25 protein-coding genes are annotated in these 26268 nt (G+C 72.6%); 21 read left to right on the forward strand and 4 right to left on the reverse strand.

Annotated elements, in window-relative coordinates; translation table 11 throughout:
* Nucleotides 1-61 precede the first annotated feature (61 nt).
* The 3 genes from ACNTMW_RS09240 to ACNTMW_RS09250 form a co-directional block, all read right to left on the reverse strand.
* Nucleotides 62-814: a hypothetical protein gene (locus ACNTMW_RS09240; protein ID WP_426633006.1), complete on the reverse strand. Its 753-nt coding sequence runs from the start codon at nt 812-814 to the stop codon at nt 62-64.
* 539 nt (nt 815-1353) lie between these two features.
* A complete protein-coding gene (locus tag ACNTMW_RS09245; RefSeq protein ID WP_426633007.1) occupies nt 1354-2925 on the reverse strand; it encodes a methyl-accepting chemotaxis protein in 1572 nt (523 codons plus the stop codon).
* Nucleotides 2926-3005: 80 nt separating this feature from the next.
* Nucleotides 3006-3809 carry a formate/nitrite transporter family protein gene (locus ACNTMW_RS09250; protein WP_426633008.1) on the reverse strand — a complete coding sequence of 268 codons (804 nt, stop codon included), beginning with the start codon at nt 3807-3809 and terminating at the stop codon, nt 3006-3008.
* Between the two features lie 108 nt (nt 3810-3917).
* On the opposite strand from ACNTMW_RS09250, the gene ACNTMW_RS09255 reads away from it, so the two are divergent.
* The 7 genes from ACNTMW_RS09255 to ACNTMW_RS09285 all read left to right on the forward strand — a co-directional run bounded on the left by ACNTMW_RS09255 (nt 3918) and on the right by ACNTMW_RS09285 (nt 12832).
* Entirely contained in the window at nt 3918-4814 is an 897-nt protein-coding gene (locus tag ACNTMW_RS09255; RefSeq protein ID WP_426633009.1) for an SDR family oxidoreductase, read from the forward strand.
* 134 nt (nt 4815-4948) lie between these two features.
* Nucleotides 4949-5095 (forward strand): hypothetical protein, encoded by a 147-nt coding sequence (locus ACNTMW_RS09260; RefSeq protein WP_426633010.1) that lies wholly within the window; start codon nt 4949-4951, stop codon nt 5093-5095.
* Nucleotides 5096-5247: 152 nt separating this feature from the next.
* A complete protein-coding gene (locus tag ACNTMW_RS09265) occupies nt 5248-5463 on the forward strand; it encodes a thioredoxin domain-containing protein (RefSeq protein WP_426633011.1) in 216 nt (71 codons plus the stop codon).
* A 121-nt stretch (nt 5464-5584) separates the two neighbouring features.
* Nucleotides 5585-9214: a transcription-repair coupling factor gene (gene mfd / locus ACNTMW_RS09270; RefSeq protein WP_426633012.1), complete on the forward strand. Its 3630-nt coding sequence runs from the start codon at nt 5585-5587 to the stop codon at nt 9212-9214.
* A 142-nt stretch (nt 9215-9356) separates the two neighbouring features.
* On the forward strand, nt 9357-10100 hold the full coding sequence (locus ACNTMW_RS09275; protein ID WP_426633013.1) for a hypothetical protein: 744 nt from the start codon (nt 9357-9359) through the stop codon (nt 10098-10100).
* A 9-nt stretch (nt 10101-10109) separates the two neighbouring features.
* Nucleotides 10110-11159, forward strand: coding sequence for a nucleoside triphosphate pyrophosphohydrolase (locus ACNTMW_RS09280; RefSeq protein ID WP_426633014.1), 1050 nt, complete (start codon nt 10110-10112; stop codon nt 11157-11159).
* Nucleotides 11160-11221: 62 nt separating this feature from the next.
* Nucleotides 11222-12832, forward strand: coding sequence for a DUF885 domain-containing protein (locus tag ACNTMW_RS09285; protein ID WP_426633015.1), 1611 nt, complete (start codon nt 11222-11224; stop codon nt 12830-12832).
* 53 nt (nt 12833-12885) lie between these two features.
* Here the strand turns inward: ACNTMW_RS09285 and ACNTMW_RS09290 are convergent, their stop codons facing one another.
* On the reverse strand, nt 12886-13617 hold the full coding sequence (locus ACNTMW_RS09290; RefSeq protein ID WP_426633016.1) for a hypothetical protein: 732 nt from the start codon (nt 13615-13617) through the stop codon (nt 12886-12888).
* A gap of 208 nt (nt 13618-13825) precedes the next feature.
* On the opposite strand from ACNTMW_RS09290, the gene eno reads away from it, so the two are divergent.
* The 14 genes from eno to ACNTMW_RS09360 all read left to right on the forward strand — a co-directional run bounded on the left by eno (nt 13826) and on the right by ACNTMW_RS09360 (nt 25998).
* Nucleotides 13826-15109 carry a phosphopyruvate hydratase gene (gene eno, locus ACNTMW_RS09295; RefSeq protein WP_426633017.1) on the forward strand — a complete coding sequence of 428 codons (1284 nt, stop codon included), beginning with the start codon at nt 13826-13828 and terminating at the stop codon, nt 15107-15109.
* Between the two features lie 129 nt (nt 15110-15238).
* A complete protein-coding gene (locus ACNTMW_RS09300; RefSeq protein WP_426633018.1) occupies nt 15239-15913 on the forward strand; it encodes an FtsB family cell division protein in 675 nt (224 codons plus the stop codon).
* Nucleotides 15914-16438 (forward strand): DUF501 domain-containing protein, encoded by a 525-nt coding sequence (locus ACNTMW_RS09305; RefSeq protein ID WP_426633019.1) that lies wholly within the window; start codon nt 15914-15916, stop codon nt 16436-16438.
* A 10-nt stretch (nt 16439-16448) separates the two neighbouring features.
* Nucleotides 16449-16955, forward strand: coding sequence for an amino-acid N-acetyltransferase (locus ACNTMW_RS09310; RefSeq protein WP_426633020.1), 507 nt, complete (start codon nt 16449-16451; stop codon nt 16953-16955).
* Between the two features lie 133 nt (nt 16956-17088).
* The gene (locus ACNTMW_RS09315; RefSeq protein ID WP_426633159.1) at nt 17089-17994 is read left to right on the forward strand and encodes a Ppx/GppA phosphatase family protein; all 906 of its coding nucleotides are present in this window, start codon (nt 17089-17091) and stop codon (nt 17992-17994) included.
* A gap of 274 nt (nt 17995-18268) precedes the next feature.
* Nucleotides 18269-18835 carry an LppU/SCO3897 family protein gene (locus tag ACNTMW_RS09320; RefSeq protein ID WP_426633021.1) on the forward strand — a complete coding sequence of 189 codons (567 nt, stop codon included), beginning with the start codon at nt 18269-18271 and terminating at the stop codon, nt 18833-18835.
* A 137-nt stretch (nt 18836-18972) separates the two neighbouring features.
* Nucleotides 18973-19656: a dienelactone hydrolase family protein gene (locus ACNTMW_RS09325; protein ID WP_426633022.1), complete on the forward strand. Its 684-nt coding sequence runs from the start codon at nt 18973-18975 to the stop codon at nt 19654-19656.
* Between the two features lie 181 nt (nt 19657-19837).
* Nucleotides 19838-20530, forward strand: a complete 693-nt coding sequence (locus ACNTMW_RS09330; RefSeq protein WP_426633160.1) for a uracil-DNA glycosylase — start codon at nt 19838-19840, stop codon at nt 20528-20530.
* A 15-nt stretch (nt 20531-20545) separates the two neighbouring features.
* On the forward strand, nt 20546-21283 hold the full coding sequence (locus tag ACNTMW_RS09335; RefSeq protein ID WP_426633023.1) for a DUF4129 domain-containing protein: 738 nt from the start codon (nt 20546-20548) through the stop codon (nt 21281-21283).
* Nucleotides 21283-21879 carry a hypothetical protein gene (locus tag ACNTMW_RS09340; protein WP_426633024.1) on the forward strand — a complete coding sequence of 199 codons (597 nt, stop codon included), beginning with the start codon at nt 21283-21285 and terminating at the stop codon, nt 21877-21879. The genes ACNTMW_RS09335 and ACNTMW_RS09340 overlap by 1 nt, the downstream gene beginning before the upstream one ends.
* 35 nt (nt 21880-21914) lie before the next feature.
* Nucleotides 21915-22955 carry an AAA family ATPase gene (locus tag ACNTMW_RS09345; protein ID WP_426633025.1) on the forward strand — a complete coding sequence of 347 codons (1041 nt, stop codon included), beginning with the start codon at nt 21915-21917 and terminating at the stop codon, nt 22953-22955.
* A 61-nt stretch (nt 22956-23016) separates the two neighbouring features.
* Nucleotides 23017-24345, forward strand: a complete 1329-nt coding sequence (locus tag ACNTMW_RS09350) for a DUF58 domain-containing protein (protein WP_426633161.1) — start codon at nt 23017-23019, stop codon at nt 24343-24345.
* Nucleotides 24342-24944: a hypothetical protein gene (locus tag ACNTMW_RS09355; protein WP_426633026.1), complete on the forward strand. Its 603-nt coding sequence runs from the start codon at nt 24342-24344 to the stop codon at nt 24942-24944. Before ACNTMW_RS09350 ends, ACNTMW_RS09355 begins: the two co-directional genes overlap by 4 nt.
* A 139-nt stretch (nt 24945-25083) precedes the next feature.
* A complete protein-coding gene (locus ACNTMW_RS09360) occupies nt 25084-25998 on the forward strand; it encodes a GrpB family protein (protein ID WP_426633027.1) in 915 nt (304 codons plus the stop codon).
* Nucleotides 25999-26268: the final 270 nt, after the last annotated feature.

The raw sequence follows: 26268 nt of genomic DNA on the forward strand, positions 1-26268 counted from the left end.
ACTCCACCGGCGACGGTAGCGGCCCGGGTCCACCGGACCCGGACCGCTACGGCGGTGGTACTCAGCCGACGCGTTCGATGACCGCGCGGCGGATCAGGAACTTGCCCGGCTCGCGGACCTGCTCGAACGCCGCGTTGTTGAGCAGGACGCAGCTGCCCGACACCGAGGTCACCGAGACGGTCGTGGACTTGTTGTTGTCGAGGTTGGTGACCTTCAGCTTGGTACCGAGCGGGAACTGGTTGCTGGACGCGGCCGGGGCGCCGCCCTCGCCGGAGAGGGTGACGGTCGAGCCGCGGCACACCACGTCACCCGTCGCACCGCCCGCGTTGGCGGCATTCCCGGCGTTGGCACCGCCCGCGTTGCCGGCGTTAGCGGCGTTGCCGGCGTTCATCCCGTTCCCGGCGTTGTTGCCGGCCGCGTTCCCGGCATTGTTGCCCTTCCCGGCGTTGGCCGCGTTACCGGCGTTGGCCGCGTTGCCGTTGTTGCCGGCGTTACCGGCGTTGGCCGCGTTGCCAGCCTGCGGCTTCTTCGCCACCACGGTGGCGGTGCAGCCGGCCGCCTGGCGGCGCTGCTGGATCAGGTCGACCACGGCCTGCCGGTTGGCGATCCGGGCCGCCGACTGGGCGTCCGGGTTCGCCTGCTGGTCGGCGATGAAGTCCAGGTTGTTCTGCAGCGCCGTGTCCAGGCCGGCGCACGACTCCCCGGCGTGCCCGGCGCGGGTACTGAGCATGAAGATGCCGCCCCCGAGAACCACTGCGGCGCCGATCACCGCCATGAGCTGCTTGGCTGGGCTGACTGCGCTGATTCGAGACACTCGTGCTCCTTCACTGACGCGGCCCGGACCTACGGCTGGACGTCAGGGGGTACGGGCGACAGGCGGAGCCTGGTTCAAAATCGGCAACAAAATTTACCGAGAGGTGGGGGTGTTGCGCGCCACACCGCGAGGCCGACCGCGCCGGGCGGACCGGCGTTCACGCGGGCGCGTTCGCCGCCAGGAAATCGTGGACGGCCGACCGGACGGCGGTCGCCTCCGGCCCGCCGGCCGCGTCCGTCACCTGCGCCCCGCGCCTGGTGCAGTTCGGTACGACCAGCAGTTTCCTGGCCGCGCCGGCCGCGGTGCCGGAATAGCGCGCCGGCCGCCGTGCCGGAATGGAGGGTCTGCGCGTCCGCCGCGAAGTCCTCGTCGCCGGCGCAGGCCGCGTACCGGACGGGTGCCGCCAGGTTCTTCGCCGCCGCGGCAACGGGGCTGTCCGGTCCGGCGTCGCGACCCACCCTTCACCCATGATCATCGGGAGTTGGAGCGGCCACGGCCCCACGAACTCCCGATGATCGTGCGGGATGCGGATCGCGTCATCAGTCAATCCGGAACTGCTTGACGAGGGCCCGCAACTCCTCCGCGCCGCGGGCGACCTCGGCGCTGCTGTCCCGGGCCTGGGTGGCGGCTTCCAGGGAGGCGGCACCGGCGGTCGCCACATCGGTGATCCGGCCGTTGATGTCGCCGGCGGCGCCGCCGACCTCGCCGATGCTGCGGCTCATCTCGCTGGTGGTCGCGGCCTGTTCCTCGACGGCACTGGCGATCGTGGTCTGGTACTCGTGGATCTTGGTGATCACCTCGTTGATGCGCTCGATCGCCTCGACCGCGCCCGCGGTGTCCTGCTGGATGGCGCTGACCCGGGCGCCGATGTCCTCGGTCGCGCGGGCCGTCTCCTGGGCGAGGTCCTTGACCTCGCTGGCGACCACGGCGAAGCCCTTGCCGGCGTCGCCGGCGCGGGCGGCCTCGATGGTGGCGTTGAGCGCCAGCAGGTTGGTCTGCTCGGCGATCGAGGTGATCAGCTTGACCACGTTGCCGATCTCGGCCGACGACTCGCCGAGCTGCTCGATCGCGCTGGTCGCGCGGGCGGCCTCGGCCACCGCGACGGACGCCACCCGGACCGCCTCGTCGGTGTTGCGCGAGATCTCGCGGATCGACAGGCCCATCTCCTCCGCGCCGGCCGCGACGGTCTGCACGTTGCGGGCGATCGCGTCGGCCTGACCGGAAGCGGCCACGGTCTGCTCGTTGGTCTCACCGGCCGACGTGGCGATCTGCGCGCTGACCGCGGACAGTTCCACGGACGCGGCGGCGAGGACGTCGGCGTTGCCCGCCATCGACCGGAACGACCGCCGGAGCGCGTCGGTGGCCCGGTCCAGGGCGGACGCCATCTTGCCCAGCTCGTCCCGGGTGTCCACCGGCGCGCGGCGGGTGAGATCGCCCTTGGCGAGCGCCTCGAGTACCTCGCCGACCTGGCGTACCGGCCGGATCACCGACCGCGCGAGCGGCACCGACAGCGCTACCAGCAGGGCCAGCCCGATCAGGGCCACGGCCCCCAGGATCATGCGGGTGCGGCTGACGGCCTGATCCATGTTCTTCTGCTCCTGTGCCACGGCGGCGTCGACCATCTCGTGCAGCGCGCCGAGCTTGTCGTCCACCACGTGGTTGCGGTCGGCGATCTCGAGTTCGCGGGCCGCGGCGGCCGCGCGGTCGCGCTGGACGTCGGCGATGAAGGAGACGATGAACTCGCTGAACGCTGTGACATCCGTCTTCACGCCGTTGACCTGGGCGCGTACGTCGGCCGGTAGCGCAAGGGCGTCCATGGCGGCGACGGCCTCCACCACGGAGCCGGTGTCGTCCTTGGCGTCGCCGGCGACCTTGCTCGGGTCGGGCTCAGTGAGGGAACGGTACGCGTCAGACTTGAGTTCACTCTCGCGGGTGTCGAGGTGGTTGAGCGCGGCGTTGGCCGCCTCCAGGGTCCGCACCCGCTCGGCCTGGGTGGCCAGCTGGCCCTGCTCGTGCACGCCGACGCCGGCCACCCCGCCCGCCGTGAGCACGCCGACGCCGACGAGAAGGGACAGTCGCTTTGCGACACTGAGATCGGCCAGTTTCGCCACCGTTGCCTCCACACTATGCCTTCCCCGTCAGATCGGCTCCGGCGAGCGTGTATGAGGCAAATAGCAGATTTCGCCAATTTTTAGGTACTTTCGGCCCTCTTTTCCTGCAACTGGTGTCTGGTGCGGACCAACCGCAACAGCGTGACCAGCCCGATACCGCCGACCACGTTGCCGACCACCGCCCAGGCCAACCAGCCCAACCAGTCGAGGTAGCCGAACGGCGCGTGCCCGGTGTGCAGCCCGGTGAAGATCAGTAGCGAGTCCAGGATCGAGTGATTGAGCTGCAGCCCCGCCAGCAGGAAGCCGGCGGCGATCGCGGCGACGATCCGGGCCGGTACCGACTCCGTCCCGTGCTGCATCCGGGTCATCAGTGTGATCACGCCGCCGCCGAGGACGGCCAGGCAGAACGAGCGCAGGTTGATACCGAGATCGATGTAGTGCCGGCCGCTCTCGACGGCCCGCGTGGACAGTTGGGGAAACGCCGTGATGATCAGCCAGGTGATGAGCCAGCCGCCGACGAGGTTCGCCACCAGCGTGCCGCCCCACAGTCGGAGCATGTCGACCACCCGGGCCCGGCCCGCGGCGAGCACCGTCACCGGTACGAGAAAGCCCTCGGTGAACAGTTCGCTGTGTCCGAGCAGCAACGCGATCAGCCCGATCGAGAACGCCAGCCCGCCCAGTAGGTGACTGTCGGTGGTGGCGAGCACCCCGAGCAGCGCCAGCACGCCGGTGGCGACGTCCAGCCCGCCGAGGGTGCCGGTGGCGAGCAGGGCGGGCCAGCCACGATGTAGTCGGGGCTGGCCCTCCTCGACGATCCGGTCGAGTGAGCGCTCCACCCGCGCCTCGCCGGGTTCGGTCAGCTCATGGGTGTTGCTTTCGCTCATACCCGTGCCGTACCCGACCCGGTGGTGGGCAACCTGGCCGGTTGAGCGTCGCGCCGTCCGGGCACCTAGAGGGTCACGACGTCGCACCGGCGAGGAGGAACGGCATCGATGGCCGAGGACCAGTACGGCAGGCAGGACCCGCGGGGGCAGTACGGGCAGCCCGCGGAGGGTGAGGGCGTGGAGATCGGGCATCCCGGCCGGACGGAGGAGATGCCGGACAAGCCCGACCACGGTGAGGCCAGCTACCGCGGCTGTGGCCGACTGGAGGGGCGCAAGGCGGTCATCACCGGGGGCGACTCGGGCATCGGCCGCGCCGTCGCGCTCGCCTTCGCCCGCGAGGGCGCCGACGTCCTCATCTCCTACCTGCCGGAGGAGGAGCAGGACGCCCAGGAGACGGTACGGCTGGTGCGCGACGCCGGTCGCACCGCGGTCACGGTACCCGGCGACATCCGCCAGGAGGAGCACTGCCGGGAGGTCGTCGACCGCGCGGTGGCCGAGTTCGGGCGGATCGACATCCTCGTCAACAACGCGGCCTACCAGATGGCCCAGCCCGGCGGCATCGCCGACATCACGACCGAGCAGTTCGACCGGGTGCTCAAGACCAACCTGTACGCGATGTTCTGGCTGTGCAAGGCCGCCATCCCGCACATGCGCCCCGGCTCGACGATCATCAACACCTCGTCGATCCAGGCGTTCAAGCCGTCCGCGATGCTGCTCGACTACGCCACCACCAAGGGCGCCATCGTCAACTTCACGATGGGCCTGGCCGACGGCCTTCTCGACAAGGGCATCCGGGTCAACTCGGTCGCGCCCGGCCCGGTCTGGACGCCGCTGATTCCGGCCACCATGCCGGAGGACAAGGTCGAGTCCTTCGGCAAGGAGGAGTCGCCGATGGGCCGGGCCGCCCAGCCCGCCGAACTCGCCCCGGCGTACGTGTACCTGGCTTCCCAGGAGTCCAGCTACGTCACCGGCGAGGTGATCCGGGTGACCGGCGGCAACCGCTGACGCCCCGGCTCTCGTCCAGCCCGCGCCCTCCCGTGATCTGTGAAGAGTCTGCGCTGTTGTGGCAACGAAAACTCTCCCTGATCACGGGAGGGGGTGGCCGGTTGGCCCGTCCCGCCTGTGGGTACCCGACGGTCATGAACACTGGTGACGAGCCGGCGCGCAGCGCTGAGAAACAGGACAGGATAGACCGCGACCACCAGGAGTTGGGGCGTAACCCGCTGGAGAAGAGCGACACCACCCAGGCGCCGGCCGAGGGCGCCGGCAGCGAACCGCCGGACTGACGCCCGGGACTGACATCCAGGATCGACACCCCGGACTGGCGCCTTCCGTGGCGTCCCCCGGGGACCGATGCGTCCGGTATGGACCGGGTCGCGCACTCAGGCCGATTGAGTATCTCCGCTCATCCCGCGGGTTGACCGGGACCTGGCTGATTATGGAGATCAATACCGGAGCGGCGAACTGCCCGCCCCGCGACGGCGCCGGCCCGACCTGCACCGCCCCGAGCAACACCACCCGGTGGTTCCTGCGCTTCTCCGGAGCCGGTTGGGAGGTCATCGCCGGTTCCCGGCGTGCGGGGTGTACGGACGTGCAGGTCCGCGAGCCAGCCTTCCCGGCCCGGCTCTGCGCCGACCTCGGACCAGTGGGGTAGCGCCGGTCGCGGCCGACGTCCCGGTTCTGGTCGGTGGGGAGAGCTAGGCTGGATGGCGTCACCCCCACCCTTACGCAGGTTGCGGGGTTTTCGTCGTGCCCTCCCCACTCAAAGGTTTGCCATGAAGCTGTCCGGCCTGCTCCGCGCCGCCCTCGCCGATCCGGCCCTCACGCGCGCCCGTGACCTGGTCCGCGCCGGGCACGTGGAGATCCCCGTCGAGATCACCGCCCCGATGTCGCTGCGCCCGTTCGTGGTCGCCGCGGCGGCGGCCGAGGGCGAGGTCGGCGGCGGGCGGCCGGTCCTCGCCGTCACCGCGACCAGCCGGGAGGCCGACGACCTCGCCGCCGCGCTCGGCTGCCTGCTCGCGGGTGACCAGGTGGTGGTGTACCCGTCCTGGGAGACGCTGCCGCACGAGCGGCTCTCGCCGCGCTCCGACACGGTCGGCCGGCGGCTGGCCGTCCTGCGCCGGCTGGCCCACCCCGACCCCGAAGACCCGACCCGCGGGCCGGTCCGGGTCGTCGTCGCGCCCGTCCGCAGTGTGCTCCAACCGCAGCTCAAGGGCCTCGGCGACCTGGAACCCGTGGAGCTGCGCGCCGGCAGCGGCGCCGACCTCGATGACGTCGTCCGGCGCCTGAGCGACATCGCGTACGCCCGCGTCGACCTCGTCACCAAGCGCGGTGAGTTCGCGGTACGCGGCGGCATCCTCGACGTCTTCCCGGTATGCGAGGAGCACCCGCTGCGGGTGGAGTTCTGGGGTGACGAGGTCGAGGAGATCCGCGCGTTCGCGGTGGCCGACCAGCGCACCCTCGCACCTGTCGACCGGCTGTGGGCGCCGCCGTGCCGGGAACTGCTGCTCACCCCGGCGGTCCGGGAGCGGGCCAAGGCCCTCGCGACCGACCACCCGGAGCTGGCGGAGATCCTCGACAAGCTGGCCGAGGGCATCCCGGTGGAGGGCATGGAGTCGCTCGGCCCGGCGCTGCTGTCCGGCAGTGACTCGATGGAACTGCTGCTGCACGCGATGCCGGCCGGTACCCATGTCGTGCTCTGCGACCCGGAGCGCATCCGTACCCGCGCGCACGATCTGGTCCGCACCAGCGAGGAGTTCCTCCAGGCCAGCTGGGCCGCCGCGGCGGTCGGCGGCACCGCGCCGATCGACCTGGGCGCGGCGTCGTTCCACACCCTGGCCGACGTACGGGCGACGGCGGCCACCCTCGGGCAGGCATGGTGGTCGGTCTCGCCGTTCGGGGTGGACGACTCCACGAAGGCACCCGAGCCGCTGCCGTGGGAGGAGGGTGAGACGTCGTCGGTGGACGTGACCGACGACGCCGCCAAGATCACCATCGCCGCCCAGCCGGTACCGCTCTACCACGGTGAGACCGGTCGCGTCGTCGACGACCTCACGCGGTGGACCGCCGACGGCTGCCGGGTCGCGCTCGTGTTCGAGGGCACCGGCCCGGCCCGGCGGGCGGTGGAGGTGCTGCGCGACGCCGGCCTCGGGGTGACGCTCACCGACGCGGTCACCGCCGAGCCCGCGACCGGGTTGGTCACCGTCACCACCGGGTCACTGGGCAACGGCTTCGTCGACGAGGCCGGCCGCCTGGTCGTCGTCACCGGTACCGACATCTCCGGTGGCCGTGGCGCATCCACCAGGGACATGCGCAAGATGCCCAGCCGGCGCCGCAACCAGATCGATCCGCTCGAGCTGCGCCCCGGCGACTACGTGGTGCACGAGCAGCACGGCATCGGGCGGTACGTGGAGATGGTGCAGCGCACCGTCAACGGCGCCCAGCGCGAGTACCTGGTCATCGAGTACGCGCCGAGCAAGCGCAACCAGCCCGGCGACCGGCTGTTCGCCCCGACCGACCAGCTCGACCAGCTCTCCCGGTACGTCGGCGGGGAGACGCCCACGCTGCACAAGATGGGCGGCGCCGACTGGCAGAAGTCCAAGGCGCGCGCCCGCAAGGCGGTGCGCGAGATCGCCGCGCAGCTCATCCAGCTGTACGCGGCCCGGCAGAGCGCCAAGGGGCACGCGTTCGCACCCGACACGCCGTGGCAGCGTGAGCTGGAGGACGCCTTCCCGTACACCGAGACCGCCGATCAGCTCGCGGCGATCGAGGAGGTCAAGGGCGACATGGAGAAGTCGGTCCCGATGGACCGGCTGATCTGCGGCGACGTGGGGTACGGCAAGACCGAGATCGCCGTCCGCGCGGCGTTCAAGGCGGTACAGGACGGCAGGCAGGTCGCCGTGCTCGTACCGACGACGCTGCTGGCCCAGCAGCACTTCAACACGTTCTCCGAGCGGATGGCCCAGTTCCCGATCGACATCCGGCAGCTGTCGCGCTTCGTCACGCCGAGCCAGGCGCAGGAGACCATCGAGCGGATGGCCGACGGCACCGTCGACATCGTCATCGGTACCCACCGGCTGCTGCAGTCGTCGGCCCGGTTCAAGAACCTCGGCCTGATCATCGTCGACGAGGAGCAGCGCTTCGGCGTCGAGCACAAGGAGCACCTCAAGACGATGCGTGCGTCGGTCGACGTGCTGGCCATGTCCGCCACCCCGATCCCGCGCACCCTGGAGATGGCGATCACCGGCATCCGGGAGATGTCCACGATCGCCACCCCGCCGGAGGAGCGCCACCCGGTCCTGACCTACGTCGGCGCGTACGACGACAAGCAGGTCGCCGCGTCCATCCACCGCGAGCTGCTGCGCGACGGGCAGGTGTTCTACCTGCACAACCGGGTCGAGTCGATCGAGCGCGCGGCGCGGCGGCTGCGCGAGCTGGCACCCGAGGCGCGGGTCGCGGTAGCGCACGGCCAGATGGGCGAGGAGGCCCTGGAGAAGATCATGGTGGGCTTCTGGGAGAAGGAGTACGACGTCCTCGTCTCCACCACGATCGTGGAGAGCGGCATCGACATCCCCAACGCCAACACGCTCATCGTGGAGCGCGCCGACCTGCTCGGCCTGGCCCAGCTGCACCAGATCCGGGGCCGGGTCGGCCGGGGGCGGGAACGGGCGTACGCCTACTTCCTGTACCCGCCGGACAAGCCGCTCACCGAGCACGCCCACGAGCGGTTGGCCACCATCGCCCAGCACACCGAGCTGGGCGCGGGCATGTACGTGGCGATGAAGGACCTCGAGATCCGGGGCGCGGGCAACCTGCTCGGCGGCGAGCAGTCCGGCCACATCGAGGGGGTCGGCTTCGACCTGTACGTGCGGATGGTCGGTGAGGCGGTGCAGGCGTTCAAGGGGGAGGCACCCGCGGAGGAGGCCGAGGTCAAGGTCGACCTGCCGGTCGACGCGCATCTGCCGCACGACTACATCGCGGTGGAGCGGCTGCGCCTGGAGATGTACCGCAAGCTCGCCGGCGTGCGGGACGCGGCCGCGCTCGACGAGGTCGTCGCCGAGATGCGCGACCGGTACGGCGAGCCGCCCGCCCCGGTCGCCAACCTCATCGCGGTGGCCCGGTTCCGGTTGCTGGCGCGCGCGTACGGGCTGACCGACGTGTCGCTGCAGGGCAAGCACGTCCGGTTCGGGCCGTTGAGCCTGCCCGACTCCAAGCAGCTTCGACTCAAGCGGTTCTACCCGGACGCGGTGTACAAGGCGGCGGCCGACACGGTGTCGCTGCCCCGGCCGATGACCAGGCGGGTCGGTGGGGAGCCGCTGCGCGACACCGCGCTGCTGGACTGGGCCGCCGAACTGCTCACGACCCTGCTCGGCGACCCCGTCCCGGCCCAGCCGGCCACCGTCTGATGCCAGCCGGCCACCGTCTGATGATCGCGGAAACTTCCCCGTGCCGGGACACGGGAAAGTTTCCGCGATCATGGACCGGGGGAGGGGTGTCGCGGAGGGGGCGTGCGTCACACTTCCGGGTCGGCGTGAGAGCATGTGGACCATGCAGCGTGCTCGTCGACTGGCACTCATCGCCGTCCCGGCCCTCGTAGGATCCCTCGCGCTCACCGGCTGCCGGTCGCAGCCGGGCACCGCGCTGTACGTCGGTTCGGCGCAGTACAGCGAGAAGTACGTGGATCAGCTCGCCGACCAGCTCGGCAAGGTATCCGCCCTCAACCGCGGTGACGGGCGCCGCACCATCACCCAGTGGCTCGTGGAGCGCGACCTGGGCAAGCGGCTGGTGGCCGACAAGCACTGGCCGAAGCCCACGGTCGACGAGCAGGCGGCGGCGTCCGAGATCGAGAACGCCCTGCCGGCCAGCAACCGGTCCGTCGAGCCGCTCCGGCCGCTGATCAGGCTGTACGCGGAGTACGGGGCGTACCGCAGCGCCGTGCAGGAGCACGTCGCGCCGGCACAGCCGACCGACGCCGACTACACCGAGCTGTACCAGCGGTACAAGGACGCGGGCCTGCTGCCGGCGGGCATGGATGAGGCGACGTTCCGCAGCAGCCTGCCCGATCGCGACCAGCAGCTGATCCGGCCCAACCTGGCGATACGGGAGCTCTACCGGGAGGCGATCCGCAAGACCAACGTCACGGTCAACCCGAAGTACGCGCTGACCGAGCTGCCGCTGCTGGAGACCAACAGCAAGCGCTCGATCGTCGCGGTCCCGCTCAACAGCAAGGCCGGCGAGCCGGCCGTGGTCCCCGCCGCGACCGAGCAGAGCCAGGTTCCGACCAACGGCTGACGGCGCACCATGGCTGGTCGCATCGTTCTACTGGTCACCTCGCCCCGGCTGCCGGCCGGACTGCTGACCGCGGCGGCCTGGGACGCCGTACGGGCCCTGCCGGTCCTGGCCGGCGCCGAGGGTGAACAGGTCGACGCGCTGCGGGCGGCCGGCGTCGACGTGCGGATCGTGGCGCCGAGGGCCGACGAGGTGCTCGCCGCGGCAGCGCCCGACGTGGTCTGGCTGGCCGGGCCGACCGGCGACCAGGACCTGGCCCGGGAGTTGGGTATGCGGCTGGCGCGCGAGCCGGGGCTGGCGGAACTGGAGCTGATGTACGGCTCCTGGGACCCGCCGGGTGCCCGGCTGCTCGACGCCGTCGCCGTGATGGACCGGCTGCTGTCGCCCGGCGGCGACCCGTGGAAGCGCGCGCAGACGCACCGTACGCTCGCCCCGTACCTGCTGGAGGAGGCGTACGAGGCGTACGACGCTATCGTCGCCGACGAGCCCGACCACGTCCGTGAGGAGTTGGGCGACGTCCTGCTGCAGGTCGTCCTGCACGCCCGGCTGGGCGAGGAGGCCGAGGAGCCGTTCGGCATCGACGACGTCGCCGGTGACCTGGTCGACAAGCTGATCCGGCGCAACCCGCACGTGTTCGCCGACACCGCCGTGCACAGCATCGACGAGATAACCGAGAACTGGGAGCGCATCAAGAAGGCCGAGAAGGCGCGCGGCTCGTCGATGGACGGCATCGCGCTGGCCCAGCCGGCGCTGTCGCTGGCGACCAAGGTACTCGGCCGGGCCGAACGGGCCGGCGTCGACGTCCCGCTGCCCGGCGGTGACGGCGGCCCGCCCGGCGGTGACGCCTCTCCGGCGGGCGGTGGCGCTGCCGGATCCGACGCCGACACTGCCGCGCTCGGCGGTGACCTGGGTGCCCGGCTGCTCGCGGTGGTGGCCGCGGCCCGGGCCCGGGGGGTCGACGCCGAGGGTGAGCTGCGCCGGGCCGCGCTGGCGTACGCGGACGCCGTCCGCCGCGCCGAGGCACGGTCTTCTCCCCGTGATCCTGGACAGTCCGCAGGGTAATAGCACCGCGAACTGTCCAGGATCATGGGACTGAGCGCGGGGCAGGGGGTAGGTTGCTCGGCATGCCGCAGGACTTCGTACCGCTTGCCGAACACATCGTCGATGCCGTCCTCGAAACCAGCCCGGGGCTGGCCGCCTTCGCCGGTGATCACCGCTTCGACGATCGGCTGCCCGACTACTCGCCGGACGCGGTCGCGGGCGACGTCGGCATGTTGCGTGACGCCTCGGCGGCACTGTCCCAGGTGGACATCGACGCGCTCGATCCCCAGGAGCAGGTGGACCACGCCTCGCTGCTGGCGCGGGTGGAGCGGTCGCTGTTCGAGTTGACCGAGGTACGCGAGCACGAGTGGAACCCGCTCGCGCACAATCCCGGTTCCCTGCTGTACGGGCTGATCGCCCGCCCGTTCGCGCCGGCCGAGCAGCGTCTGACCTCGATCGCGGCCCGGCTGTCGGCGGTCCCGGACGCGCTGTCGACGGCCCGCTCGGTGCTCACCGGCTGCCCGCGCATCCACCTGGAGACCGCCGTCGGGCAGTTCTCGGGTACGGCCGCACTGATCCGCGACGAGCTGCCGGCCCTGATGGCCGAGGCGCCGGCGCTGACCGACACCATCGAGCCGATCCGGCAGCAGGCGATCGCCTCGCTCGGCGAGTTCGTGAGCTGGCTGTGCGACCGGGCCGAGGAGGCCGGCGACGGCGGCCGGGATCCGCGCCTGGGCCGGCGGCTGTGGGAGGCGCGGCTGTGGCACGCCCTGGACACCGAGCTGCCCGCCGGGGAGATCCTCGACAGGGCCCGGGCCAACGTGGAGCGGGTGACGGCCGAGCTGCGCGAGGTCGCGAAGGAGCTTGCCGGCTCACCGGACATCCGGGCCGCGCTCGACCGGCTCGCCGCCGATCACCCCGACAACGCCACGATCGTCGGTCTGGCCGAGGTGACGCTGGGGGAGGCGACCGAGTTCGTCAAGCAGCACGAGCTGGTCACGCTCATCGACGACCCCTGCGTGATCATGGAGATGCCGGAGTTCGCCCGGGGCATCGCCGTGGCGTACTGCGACCCGCCGGGGCCGCTGGAGACCGGTGACCTGCCGACGTTCTACTGCATCGCGCCGACGCCGGCCGGCTGGCCCGCCGAGCGGGTGGAGTCGTTCTACCGCGAGTACAACAACCACATGATCCGCAACCTCAGCGTGCACGAGGCGATGCCGGGTCACTTCCTCCAGCTGGCCCACTCGCGCCGGTTCCGCGGCTCGACGCGGGCCCGGGCGCTCGGCTTCTCCGGCCCGTTCGTGGAGGGCTGGGCGGTCTACGTCGAGGAGGTAATGGTCGAGCGGGGATTCGGCGGCCCCGCGGTCCGCGCGCAGCAGCTCAAGATGCAGCTGCGGATGAGCATCAACGCGATCCTCGACCAGCTCGTGCACTGCGAGGGGCTGACCGAGTCCGAGGCGATGACGATGATGCGCGACGAGGGCTTCCAGGAGGAGGGTGAGGCGGCCGGCAAGTGGCGCCGGGCGCTGCTGACCTCGGCGCAGCTGTCGACGTACTTCGTCGGGTACACCGAGGTGTCGGCGATCGGGCGGGCCCGGCCGGGGGACGTGTCGGTGCGGGACTGGCACGACCGGATGCTCGCGCACGGCTCGCCCGCGCCGCGGCACGTCCGTACGCTGCTCGGCGTCTGACGCGGATCGTGGACACCGGGGCCGCCCGCAGCCGGCCCCGGTGCCCACGATCCCTAAGAGGCTTTCGGACGGTTGTCGACGATCGTCGCGCCGGCGGGCGGGTCGAACGCGGTCGCGGTGACCGTGGTGGCGTAGCGGATCAGCGACACGTCGGTGGCCTTGCCGTCGACCACGCCCTTGAACGACCCCAGTACGCCGGCGGACGTGATGCAGGCGTCGAACTCGGTGGCGGCCGCGTTCTCCACCCCGGTGACGCTGGTGCAGGTGGCATGCTCGCCGGCGAGCGTCGTGTCCTGCTGCCTGATCACCGCGTCCGGCGACATCGACGCGGCCGTGAGCAGGCCGACCACCATCGTGGGCGGCATCAGGCCGTGGTCGTGCAGGGCGCGCAGCAGCGCGGTCGTCGCCTCCGTACTGGGTGACGGTGGCCCGGTCAGCGTGCAGGTCGTGGCACCGCCATCGGTGCGGCAGTCGATCGTGGCGTTCGGCGTGGTCACGAACGTGCCGCCGGGGTAGCTGTACGCCGTGCGCAGCGGCTGCTGCGCCTGGGTGATCGTGGCGTGCTGGCCGCCGGGGAGCTGGTACTCGGCCGTGTAGGTCAGTTCGGTCGCGTGATCTAGCCGGCTGGCCAGGTCGTTGACCAGGTGTGCCCGGTCGATCACCTGCTGCGCGTCACCGATCGAGTCGCAGCCGGCGAGGCCGCCGCTGACCGTTACGGCGAGGAGCGCCGTGACGGCGCGCAGGCGGACATTCCGGCCGACCGGCCGGGGACTCGCGGAACGCATGGCCTCTAGCGTGGCCCGTCCGCGCAAGTTCTCGCAAACGCGTTTGTGGTTTGGTCACGGGCCGGCGGGAAAGTGTGACCGACCGCACAACCGGTGCGTTCAGCGAGGCACGCCGACGCCGCCGTTCCGGCCGCCGATAGGCTGCTGGTGTACCGTGCCGCATCGCCGCGGCGCTGGCGTTCTCGAACACGAGTAAGGAGCGCAGGCAGTGGCCACCATCGAGGGAATCGTCGCCCGGGAGATTCTCGACTCGCGGGGCAACCCGACCGTCGAGGTCGAGATCGGGCTCGACGACGGCACGATCGCGCGGGCGGCGGTCCCGTCCGGCGCCTCCACGGGCGCCTTTGAGGCGGTGGAGTTGCGCGACGGCGACCCCAAGCGCTACGGCGGCAAGGGCGTCCAGAAGGCGGTCGACAACGTCACCGAGCGCATCGCGCCCGAACTGGTCGGGTACGAGGCGAGCGAGCAGCGCGCGATCGACCAGCGGATGCTGGAGCTGGACGGCACGCCGGACAAGTCCGACCTGGGTGCCAACGCGATCCTCGGCGTCTCGCTGGCCGTGGCGAAGGCGGCCGCCGACTCGGCCGAGCTGAGCCTGTTCCGGTACCTGGGCGGCCCCAACGCCCACCTGCTGCCGGTACCGATGATGAACATCCTCAACGGCGGCGCGCACGCGGACTCCAACGTGGACATCCAGGAGTTCATGATCGCTCCGATCGGGGCGCCCACATTCTCGGAGGCGCTGCGCTACGGCGCGGAGGTCTACCACGCGCTCAAGTCGGTGCTGAAGAAGAAGGGCCTCGGCACCGGCCTCGGCGACGAGGGCGGCTTCGCGCCCAACCTGCCGGCCAACGCGGCCGCGCTCGACCTGATCGCCGAGGCGGTGCAGGCGGCCGGGTACACGCTCGGCGACGACATCGTCCTCGCGCTCGACGTGGCCGCGACCGAGCTGTACCGGGACGGGGCGTACGTGTTCGAGGGCGCGAACAAGTCGGCCGACGACATGGTCAGCTACTACGCCAAGCTCGTCGACGCCTACCCGATCGTGTCCATCGAGGACCCGCTCGCCGAGGAGGACTGGGCCGGCTGGACCGCGATGACCACCGAACTGGGGCGGCGCATCCAGATCGTCGGTGACGACCTGTTCGTGACCAACCCCGAGCGCATCGCCCGCGGTATCGCCGAGGGTGCGGCCAACGCCGTCCTGGTCAAGGTCAACCAGATCGGCTCGCTGACCGAGACGCTCGACGCGGTCGAGCTGGCCCACCGCAGCGGGTTCCGGACGATGATGAGCCACCGCTCCGGCGAGACCGAGGACACCACGATCGCCGACCTGGCGGTCGCGGTCGGCTCCGGCCAGATCAAGACCGGCGCGCCGGCCCGCTCCGAGCGGGTCGCCAAGTACAACCAGCTCCTGCGGATCGAGGACGAGCTCGACGACGCGGCCCGGTACGCCGGTCGGGGAGCCTTCCCCCGGTACCGTCAGGGCTGAGGGTATTTGAGATCTTGGACGCTTGGCGGGCCGCTGGCACCGCCAACCGACCGGTCCGTGCCGGCTGGCGGAGCCCGCGGCCGGACCGGTCGGAGTCCACGATTGCGGAAGGAACGGGGGAGGGCGCACATGCAGCAGCGGCGTACGCCCGGTGGGGCGAGGCCCGGCGCGCGCGGCGGTCGGGACGCCCGCGGCACCGGCCGGCGAACCGGTGCCCGGTCCGTCGCCCGTGACCCGGCCACCGGGACCGAGCCGACCCGCGGCAGCGGCGCCCGGGGTCCGTTCCGGGCCGGCGCCGGCCGGGCCGGTGCGGCGCGCGCCGGTGCGGCCGAGACGCCCCGGTCGGCCAATCGCCCGGCGGCGGCACGGCGGGCCGCGGCGACCGGCGTGGCCAGGCGCACCCGGGCACCCCAGCCGCGCCGGCTCACCGGCCGGGCGGCGGTGCTGTGCATGCTGCTGATCGGCCTGCTGCTGGCGTACGCGTACCCGGTGCGCGTCTACCTGTCCCAGCAGAACGAGATCGACGAGATGGAAACCCGCCAGGCCGCGCAGCGCGCCCGCATCCAGGAACTCAGCGGTCAGCTGGAGAAGTGGAACGACGACGAGTACGTCAAGGCGCAGGCGCGCGGCCGGCTGCTGTTCACGATGCCCGGCGAGAGCCCGCTGCTGGTGATCGACAAGAGTCAGCCCAAGGCCGATGACCCGGCCGGCGCCATCCCGGCGCCCGGTGGCCGCGCCAGCGACCCGTGGTACGGCCAGCTCTGGTCCAGCATCCGCGCCGCCGACCAGGGGACGGAGCGCTAAATGGCCGATTCCGAAGCGGCCGGCCCCCCGGTGCGGGAGCCGGCGACCGACGCCGACCTCGCCGTGGTGGCCGCCCAGCTGGGCCGGGTGCCCAGGGGCACCCGGTACGTGGCGCACCGCTGCCCGTGTGGCCGGCCGGACGTGGTGGAGACGACGCCGCGGCTGCCCGACGGCACCCCGTTCCCGACGCTGTTCTACCTGACCTGCCCGCGTGCCGTCGCCGAGTGCAGCCGGCTGGAGTCGGCCGGGGTGATGAAGGAGATGACCGCACGCCTGGCCGACGACCCGGAGCTGGCGGCCGGCTACCACGCGGCACACGAGGACTACCTGGCCCGGCGCGAGGCGGTCGGCCACGTGCCGGAGATCGCGGGTACGTCCGCCGGCGGCATGCCCGGCCGGGTGAAGTGCCTGCACGTCCACCTCGGGCACCGGCTGGCGGTCGGGCCGGGGGTCAACCCGATCGGCGACGAGACGCTCGCCCTCACCGCGGAGTGGTGGACCGGCGGTCCCTGCGTGGAGAGTTAGTCTCGGCCGCGTGGACGTCATCATCAGGCGGGCGCGTACCCGTGACGTACGGGAGATCCTTCGTCTGATCGAGACGTACGCCGACGACCGGATCCTGCTGTCGAAGGCGCCCGTCGCGCTCTACGAGGACGTGCCCGAGTTCCTGGTCGCCGAGCGGACGACCGACGGGGCGGTCGTCGGCTGCGGCGCCGTGCACGTGCTGTGGGAGGACCTCGCCGAGCTGCGCACGATCGCCGTCGACCCGTCCTGCCGGGGGCAGAAGATCGGCCACCGGATCGTGTCGGAGCTGCTCACGGTCGCGCGGGAGCTGGGCGTGGCGCGGGTGTTCGTGCTGACGTTCCAGACGCGGTTCTTCGGCTCGTTCGGCTTCCAGCCGCTCGACGGCACGCCGGTGTCCCCGGCGGTGTACGAGGAGCTGCTGCGCTCGTACGACGAGGGTGTGGCCGAGTTCCTCGACCTGGAACGGGTCAAGCCGAACACGCTCGGCAACACGAGGATGCTGCTGCACCTGCGCTGAGCACCCACGGCGGCCCTGATCGTCGCGTTCGTGATCGTCACAACGTCCGGGATGGTGTGGCTATCGGAGCGCCGTGGACCACACCTTCCCGGAAGGCGCGTGGACCATGGGTAGGGTTGGCGGCGTGACAAGGGTGGCTGCGATCGACTGTGGGACGAACTCCATCCGGCTGCTGGTCGCCGACCTGGCCGGCGACTCGCTGACCGACGTCGTCCGCCGGATGGAGATCGTCCGGCTGGGGCAGGGCGTCGACCGTACCGGACGACTGGCCCCCGAGGCGATCGAGCGGACCCGGGTGGCGCTGGCCGACTACGCCGCGCAGATCAAGGACCTCGGCGCGGAGCGCGTCCGCATGGTGGCCACCAGCGCCACCCGGGACGCCGCCAACGCCGCGGACTTCCGGTCGATGGTGCTCGACACGCTCGGCGTCGTGCCGGAGGTGGTCAGCGGTGACGAGGAGGCCCGCCTGTCGTTCACCGGTGCGGTCCGCGGCCTGCCGGCCGACCTGCCCACGCCGTACCTCGTGGTGGACATCGGCGGCGGCTCGACGGAGTTCGTGACCGGGGACGGGGCCGTGGCCGCGGCGCTGAGCGTCGACATCGGCTGCGTCCGGATGACCGAGCGGCACCTGCACGCCGAACCGCCCACGCCGGACCAGGTCGCCGCGGCGGAGGCCGACATCGCCGCCGCCGTCGACCGGGCGCTCGACGCGGTACGGGGCCGCGACGCGGGTACGCTCGTCGGCCTGGCCGGGTCGGTCACCACGGTGGCCGCCATCGCGCTGGGGCTGACCGGGTACGACCCGCAAGCCATCCACCACGCCCGCATCGGCTATGCCGACGTGGCGAAGGTGACCGCCGACCTGCTCGCGGCAACCCCCGACCAGCGACTCGCCAACCCGGCGATGCACCCCGGCCGGGCCGACGTGATCGGTGCCGGGGCGCTCATCCTGCGCGTGATCATGCAGCGCGCGGGCGCCGACGCGGTCATCGCCAGCGAGCACGACATCCTCGACGGGATCGCCTACAGCGTCCTGTAGCGCCGCGTCCCGCGTCCCGGCCCGCGCGTCGCGTCCCGGCCCGCGCGTCGCGTCCCGGCCCGCGCGTCGCGGAAGATCCGCGCAATGTCGCAATCTTTGCTGCTATCCCGTCCCGGATAGCAGCAAAGATTGCTGTCTTGCGTGGACGATTCCCGGGTGACGGGCACTGTCGGGCCTTCGACAGGACCGGTCTCCCGGTGTCGAATGGCGTCGATCGGTGGGCAACCGATATGGTGCCTTGCGGTCGATGCGTACGGGGGCGGGAGGATTCGTCGTGGCGGATGAGGTGACGCTGCCGCAGTCGCCGGCCGGGTCGGAGCCGACGCTCGTCGAACTCGATGTCGGGCGGCTGGGGGAGCGGCCCGCCGAGGCGACGGGTGTCGCACCGCCGGCCGAGGCGACGGGCGCCACGCCGCCGGCCGTATCGTCACCGGACGAATCGCCACAGACCGATTCGTCACCGGCAGGGCTGTCACCGAGCCAGCGCCGGGTACGGTGGCGGCGGATATTCACGACGGTGGCCTGGAGTGTCCTGGTCGCCCTGGTGGCCGCGGCGGTCTGGGCCGGCGTCGACCTCGCGACCGGCCGGCACTCCGACCCGTCCCTGCGGGCCAGGGCGGGCGACTGCCTGTCCGGGGAGAGTGATAGTGATCTCAAGCGGGTCCCCTGCGACGCCCCGGACGTCAGGTGGACGGTCGTCGGGGTGGTGGAGGGCAAGACCCGGCAGGAGGCTGGCCAGAACGCATGCGCTGCCTGGTCTAACGCCGAAGCGTCCTACTGGGAGAGTCGAAACGCGAGTACCGGCTTCGTCCTCTGCCTCGCGCCGGCATTGACGGCGTAGCCCGGCCCGGACCCGGGTGACCGGGCGTAATCCACGTCTCCGCCGGCTTTCGCTGGCGCCCGCGCCATGGTTGGCTACCGAGCACAACCCCCCTGGCTGTAACAGCCAACGACGACTGACTGACAGGAGGCCGACCGGTGGGCAAAATGGTCAGCTACCCGAGTAACGGTGGCACGAGCGATGGTTACCTCGCGCTACCCGCTAGTGGTGCCGGTCCGGCGGTGATCGTCATTCAGGAGTGGTGGGGTCTGGTTCCGCACATCAAGGAACTCGCCGACCGGTTCGCCGAGGCCGGCTTCGTCGCCCTGGCTCCCGATCTCTACCACGGCGTACACACGACCGAGCCGGACGAGGCCGGCAAGCTGGCGATGGGGCTGGCGATGGACCGGGCCGCCAAGGACATCGCCGGCGCCGCCGCGTACCTCGCCGGCCGTGACGAGGTGACCGGCCAGGTCGGCGTGGTCGGCTTCTGCATGGGCGGCAGCCTCGCGCTCTGGTCGGCCACGCTGTCCGAGCACGTGGTCGCCACCGCCGGCTTCTACCCGGCGGTGCCCTGGGAGCGGATGAGCCCGCAGTGGGACAACTACGCCGGCAAGGCCGCGGTGATCCACTGCTCGGAGGAGGACGGTACCTCGGCGGCGCCCGGGATCCAGCAGGCCAAGCGGGCGATCGAGACGGCAGGTGGGGAGGTCATCAGCTACGACTACCCTGGCACCCACCATGCGTTCTTCAACGACGACCGGCCAGAGGTCTACAACCGGGAGGCCTCCGCGCTCGCATGGGCGCGAACTCTCGAGTTCCTCCGTTCCCGGCTCGGCTGAGTCCGTTCCCGGCCCGGCTGAGTCCGTTCCCGGCCCGGCCGGGGCGCCCCGCGGAGCGCAGCGACCGGACCGGGCCGCGCCGGATCCACGGGCCGATCCGGATCCACGGGCCGCGCCGGATCCACGGGTCGCGCCGGATCCACGGGTCGCGCCGGACCATCCGGCGCGGCTCGCCCCCACCATCACCGGGCTGACCGAGCTCGACGCCGCGATCTCCGACTGCCGGGCCTGCCCACGCCTGGTGGCCTGGCGCGAGGAGGTGGCCGCCACCAGGCGGGCCGCCTTCCGCGACCAGGAGTACTGGGGTCGGCCGGTACCCGGCTTCGGGCCGGCCGACGCGTCGATCGCCATTCTCGGGCTCGCGCCGGCCGCGCACGGAGGCAACCGCACCGGCCGCATCTTCACCGGTGACCGTTCGGGCGACGTGCTGTTCGCGGCGCTGCACCGCGCCGGCCTCGCCAACCAGCCCACGAGCGTCAGCAGCGACGACGGACTGACGCTCGCACACACCCGGGTGTTCTCGGCGGTGCGCTGCGCGCCGCCGGACAACAAGCCGACGCCGGCCGAGCGCGACACCTGCGCGCCGTGGCTGCACCGGGAGATGGAGCTGGTCCGCCCGACGGTCCGGGTCGTGGTCGCCCTGGGCGCCTTCGCCTGGGCGGCCTTCTGGCCGGCGATGCGCGCCGTGTACGGGGTGCGGCCGCCCGTACCGCGGCCGGCCTTCGGCCACGATAGGCTCTGGACGGGACCCGAGGGCGTGCCCGCGCTCCTCGGTTGTTACCACGTCAGCCAGCAGAACACCTTTACTGGCCGGCTCACGCCCGCGATGCTGGACGACGTGTTCGCCCGCGCGAAGGATCTCGCCGGGCTCTAGCGACTCGGGGATCCGATGAACCGCCGCCCGCTCGGCCGATGGACGCCGCTGCTCGCCGTCACCGCGCTGCTGGTGGGCGGCGTGCTGGCCGCGGCGTGGGCGTCGCCGGAGGTGACCCAGGTGCCGGTCCCGGCCCCGCGGACGGCACCGCCCGCGGCGCCCGGTCCGACCCGCAGCGCCGCCGCCGCGGTGGACGTCCCGGAGTGGCGGTTGCCGCCCTGGCTGTCGCAGGTGGCGGCGGGGCTGTGCCTGGCCGCCGTCGCGGCCGTCGTCGGGCTGCTGGTCTGGTCAGTGTGCAAGGGCCGGCTCCGGGTCCGGTCCGCTCCGCTGCTGACCGCTCCCGACGCCGGCGACGTGGTCGCGGCGCTGGACGCGGGCCTGCACCGGCTCACCGACTCCGACGACGATCCGCGGCGGGCGGTCATCGCCTGCTGGGTACGGCTGGAGGAGGCCGCGGCGGCCGCCGGTACGCCCCGGCACCCCGGTGACACCTCGACCGACCTGGTCACCCGCCTGCTGGGCACGCACCGGGTCAGCCCTCCGGTGCTCGACGAGTTCGCCGCGGTGTACCGCGAGGCGCGGTACGCCACCCACGTGGTCGACGAGCGGATGCGGGCGGCGGCGGTGGCCGCACTGAGCCACCTGCGCGCCGAGCTGACCGCGAGCGCCGAGCTGACCGCGAGCTCCGAGCTGACCGCGAGCGCCGGGCCGGCCGCGGATGCGCACCCGGCCGACGGCGCGGAGGTGCACTGATGGCGCGCGAACAGGTCGTCGGCATCGACGACCTGCTCGGTACGCCGGCCGAGGACGAGTCGCGCCCGGCCCGGCCGGAGCCGGCCCCGACCGTCGCTTCCAGCCTGTTCTGGTCGACCGCGGTCGCGGCGCTGCTGTCCGCGGCGGCATACCTGGTACTGCGGCCGGTGGGCCTCAGGGTCCCGTACATCCTGCTCTGGGCGGGGTTTTTCGCCCTGCTCGCGCTGCGCCGGGCGGTCCGGGTGGTGCGGCCGCCGAGGTGGGTCGTCGGCGCGCGGCCCGAGCCGCCCGGTACCGTGCGGATCGACCCGACCAGGGTCGCCGACGGCATGCAGCTCGCCCTGGCCCGGTGGGAGACCCGGCTGTCGTGGAGTGACCGCGAGCGGCAGCGGTTCCTGGCGGAGGTGCGGCCGCGGCTGGCCGAGATCGCCGAGGAGCGGCTGCGCCAGCGGCACGGCGTCACCCGGGCCGCCGACCCGCGGCGGGCTCGGGAAATCATGGGTGAACGACTATGGGCGTTCCTGTTCGACCCGCCCGGCCGCGCGCCGAACCCCCGGCAGCTCGCGGCCGTAGTGGACGACATGGAGAAGTTGTGAGTACGGCCGCCGGAACCGGCCGACGAGGAGGAGCAGTGAACACTCCAGCGATACCGCCGCAGGAGGTGGGGCGGCTGGGCCGCGCCGTGCTCGACGCGGTCGGCACGGTCGTCGTCGGCAAGCGGCAGTCGCTGGAGCTGGTGCTCGCGGGCATCCTGGCCGGCGGCCACGTCCTGCTCGAGGACCTGCCCGGCCTGGGCAAGACGCTCGCCGCCCGGTCGTTCGCCCAGGTGCTCGGCATGGAGTTCCGGCGGTTGCAGTTCACCCCAGACCTGCTGCCCGCCGACGTGACCGGCTCCTTCCTGTACGACCAGCGGGCCGCCGAGTTCTCGTTCCGGCCCGGCCCGGTCTTCACCAACCTCCTGCTCGCCGACGAGATCAACCGGACGCCCCCGAAGACGCAGGCGGCGCTGCTGGAGGCCATGCAGGAGAAGCAGGTGTCGGTCGAGGGGGCCACCTACCGGCTGGAAGCGCCGTTCCACGTGCTGGCCACGGCCAACCCCATCGAGTACGAGGGCACGTACCCGCTGCCGGAGGCGCAGCTCGACCGGTTCCTGCTGCGGGTGTCGTTCGGCTACCCCGACCGCGAGGAGGAGTGGGACGTGCTGCGCCGGCGCATCGACCGCCGCCGCGAGGAGGTCGCCCTGAACCCGGTCGTCGACGCCCGGACCCTGCTCGCCATGCAGGCCGGCCTGGAGGACGTCGCGGTCGAGGACTCGATCGGCCGGTACGTCGTCGACCTGGCCGCCGCGACGCGCGAGCACCCGCAGGTACTCGTGGGCGCGTCGCCGCGCGGTTCCCTGGCGCTGCTCCTGCTGGCCCGGGCCCGGGCCGCGCTGGCCGGCCGGGACTACGTCATCCCCGAGGACGTGAAGTACGTGGCCGTCCCGGCGCTGGCCCACCGCATCACGCTGCGGCCGGAGATGTGGCTGCGGCGCATCGACCCGGCGGCGATCGTCACCGAGGTCCTGGCCGAGACGCCCGCACCGGCCAGCGGGGCGGTGCCGACCTACGCCGGCGCCGTGCCGGGGGCCGGTCCGGGCGACGGCCACCGGTACGTCGCGCCGAGAGGCTGACGGCGTGCGCGGCGACACACCGGGTGGCGGCGACACACCGGGTGGCGGCGACCCCGGCGACCTGGGCAGCGGCCCGGACCTACCGGCCGGTCTCGACGGCTGGGTACCGACCCGGGCCCTCGGCCGGGCCGTGCTGGTGGCCGGCGTGCTGGTCTTCCTCGCCGCGCTCACCGGCCGGTACGACCTGGTCGTCCTCGCCGCGCCGTTCGCCCTCGGCACCGCCCTGTCGCTGCGCCGGCGCCCGGAGTCGCTGCCGGCGCCGGAGCTGTCCACGATGGACGCGCGGATCGTCGAGGGTGATGACTTCGCGCTCCGGGTGAGCGTGGCCAACGCCGACCCGGTCCCGCTCGACCTGGTCGTGCTGCGGCTGGCGCTGCCCCGCTGGGTACGGGTGGACCGCGGTGACCACCCGTACGCGGCGGCGGTACCGTCGGGCAGCGTCGCCGAGGTCGACCTCGCCGGCACCGCGCTCCGGTGGGGCCGCCACGACCTGGGCCCGCTCGCGGTGCACGGGGTGGCCTGTGACGGGCTGCTGGCGTCGTTGCGGGTGGAGTGCGAGGCGCTGCCGGTCAAGGCGTACCCGTCGACCGACCCGTTCCGCGCCGACGAGGCGCTGCCGCGCGCCGCCGGCCTGGTCGGCCAGCACCGCTCCCGCCGGTCCGGCGAGGGTGGGGAACTGGCCGGGGTTCGGCAGTTCGCCCCCGGCGACCGGCTGCGCCGCATCGACTGGCGGGTGACGCTGCGCACCCGCCGGGTCCACGTCGTGTCGACGCTGTCCGACCGCGACGCGGAGGTCGTCCTGCTGCTCGACGTCCTGCACGAGGCGGGGGAGTCGGGCGGCACCGGCGGCGCGGCGTCCGTGATGGACACGACCGTACGGGCGGCCGCCGGCATCGCCGAGCACTACCTGCACCGCGGCGACCGGGTGGCGATGCTGGAGTACGGCTCCGCCGCCCGCCGGCTGCGTCCGGCCAGCGGCCACCGCCAGTACCTGACGGTGCTGGAGTGGCTGCTCGACGCGCAGCCGTCCGGCGGGGCGTACGAGCCCGACACGGGAGCGTTCGGCGCCCACCTGCTCAGTACGAACGCACTGGTCATCGTGTTGACGCCGCTGCTGGACCAGCGCTCGGCCGCGATGGTCGCCGGGCTGGCCCGCTCCGGCCGCGTCGTCGTGGCCGTCGACACGCTGCCGCCCGACCTGAGGCCGCCGGCCGACGGCCCCTGGATGCCGCTGGCGCACCGGCTGTGGCGGATGAGCCGGGAGAACGTCGTCGGGCTGCTGCGCGAGCACGGGGTACCGGTGGTGGCCTGGGCCGGCGCCGGCAGTCTCGACCAGGTGCTGCGCGACGTCACCCGGATGGCGACCGCGTCGTCGGCGGGGCGGCGATGAGCCGGCGGACGGGTGCGGCGGGCACCGGCCGTACCGGGCTCGGCGGGTGGCTGGACACGCTGCGGGAGCAGGCCGCCCGGATCACGCCGGGCACCCTGCTGGTACGGGGTGGCGCGTTCGCGTTCACGGTCGGCGCCCTGCTGGTGGCCTGTCCCGCCGCGCTGCTGGCCGCGCCGGGCGTCGCGGTGCCGCTGGTCTGCGGCGCGGCCCTACCGGCACTGGCGCCGCGGAGCTGGCTCACCACGCTGGTCGTCGGGGGCGCGGTCGCCGGCTGGCTGGCCGCGACGACGGTGTACGGCGAGCCGGTGGCGCTGCCTCGGCTGGTGACCCTCGCCTGCCTGCTGTACCTGGGCCACACGACCACGGCGCTGGCGGCGGTGCTGCCCTACGACACGATCGTGGCGCCGGCTGTTCTGCTGCGGTGGCTCGTCCGGGCCGCCGTCGTGCTGGCCCTGACCGGTGGATTCGCGCTGGCCGCGACGTTCGGCGTACGGGCGGTCGGCGGCCGCGCCTATCTGGTCGCGGCGGTGGTCGGGGTGCTGCTGGTGGCCGCCCTGGTGGGGCTGCTGGTCCTGCTGCGCCGGCCGCCTGCCCGGTGAGCCGGGCCGCCTGCCCGGTGGGCCGACCGGCTTCACGGTAACAGTCCGGTGTGGGCCGATCATGAAGGCGGTCCTCAGTGGACCGCCGCCGGTCGCTCGTATGCTTCCTGCCGCACCGCCGCACACTACGGAGGGCACCATGCAGGTGATCAAGGGGGCCGGCGCGTTCACCGCACCGGACGCGGGCTCGTCCCGCCGCTACGACGAGCACCTTCGGGTATCCGACCTGAGCGTCGGCACGTACTCGATCCCCGTCGGCGGGGTGGACGGGCAGCAGCCGCACAACGAGGACGAGATCTACGTGGTGACCGCGGGGCGGGCCCGGCTCGTCGCCGACAGCGGCGAGGTCGAGGTGGGACCGGGGACGGTCGTCTACGTACCGGCGGGGGAGGCGCACCGGTTCGTCGACGTCACCGCGGACCTGGCGGTCCTGGTGCTGTTCGCGCCGGCGGAGGGGGTACGGCTGCGACCGCCGATGACCGAGGCCGAGATCCGGCAGGCGACGGTCGGCCCGGTGGAGCGGTTGACCGGCCGGATCGAGATCAGCGACTACGACCCGGAGTGGCCGGCGATGTTCGCCCGCGAGGCCGAGCGGATCCGCGGCGCGCTCGGTGACCGGGTACTGCTGCTGGAGCACGCCGGCTCGACCTCGGTACCCGGCCTGCCCGCCAAGCCGAGGATCGACATCGTGCTCGCGGTGGCCGACTCGGCAGACGAGCCGGGGTACGCGCCCGACCTGGCGGCGGCCGGGTACCGGCTGCAGATCCGCGAGTCGGACTGGTACGAGCACCGGATGTTCAAGGGCCCGGACACCGACGTCAACCTGCACGTGTTCAGCGTCGGCTGCCCGGAGATCGACCGGATGCTGCTGTTCCGGGACTGGCTGCGGACGCGCGCCGACGACCGGGAACGATACGCGGCGGCCAAGCGGAGGCTGGCCGAGCGGGAGTGGACGTACACGCAGCAGTACGCCGACGCCAAGACCGAGGTGGTCGAGGAGATCATCGCCCGGGCCGTGGCGCACCGGGAGGCATTGGCACGTCCGCAGGCCTGAACGGGGCCGCGCGGATGTGCGGTCTTCGGTATGTTGGCCCTGCCTTGCTGCCACACCCCTCGGAGTTGTACAGCCGTGCGCCGTGTCGCCCCCGCTGTTGTCGTGCTCCTCACCGTCCTCCTGACCGCTACCGGCTGTAGCAGAACCGTCGCCGTCCGGCCCGTCAGCGCGCACCCCGCCGCGTCGTCGAGTACGAACCCGCCCGCCTCCGTATCGCCCCCCGCGGCTTCGTCGCCGTCGCCGTCGCCGTCCGCGCCGGCGCCGGCCTCC

The sequence above is a fragment of the Planosporangium spinosum genome (assembly GCF_049999945.1).
In the GTDB taxonomy this organism is placed as follows: Bacteria; Actinomycetota; Actinomycetes; order Mycobacteriales; family Micromonosporaceae; genus Planosporangium; species Planosporangium spinosum.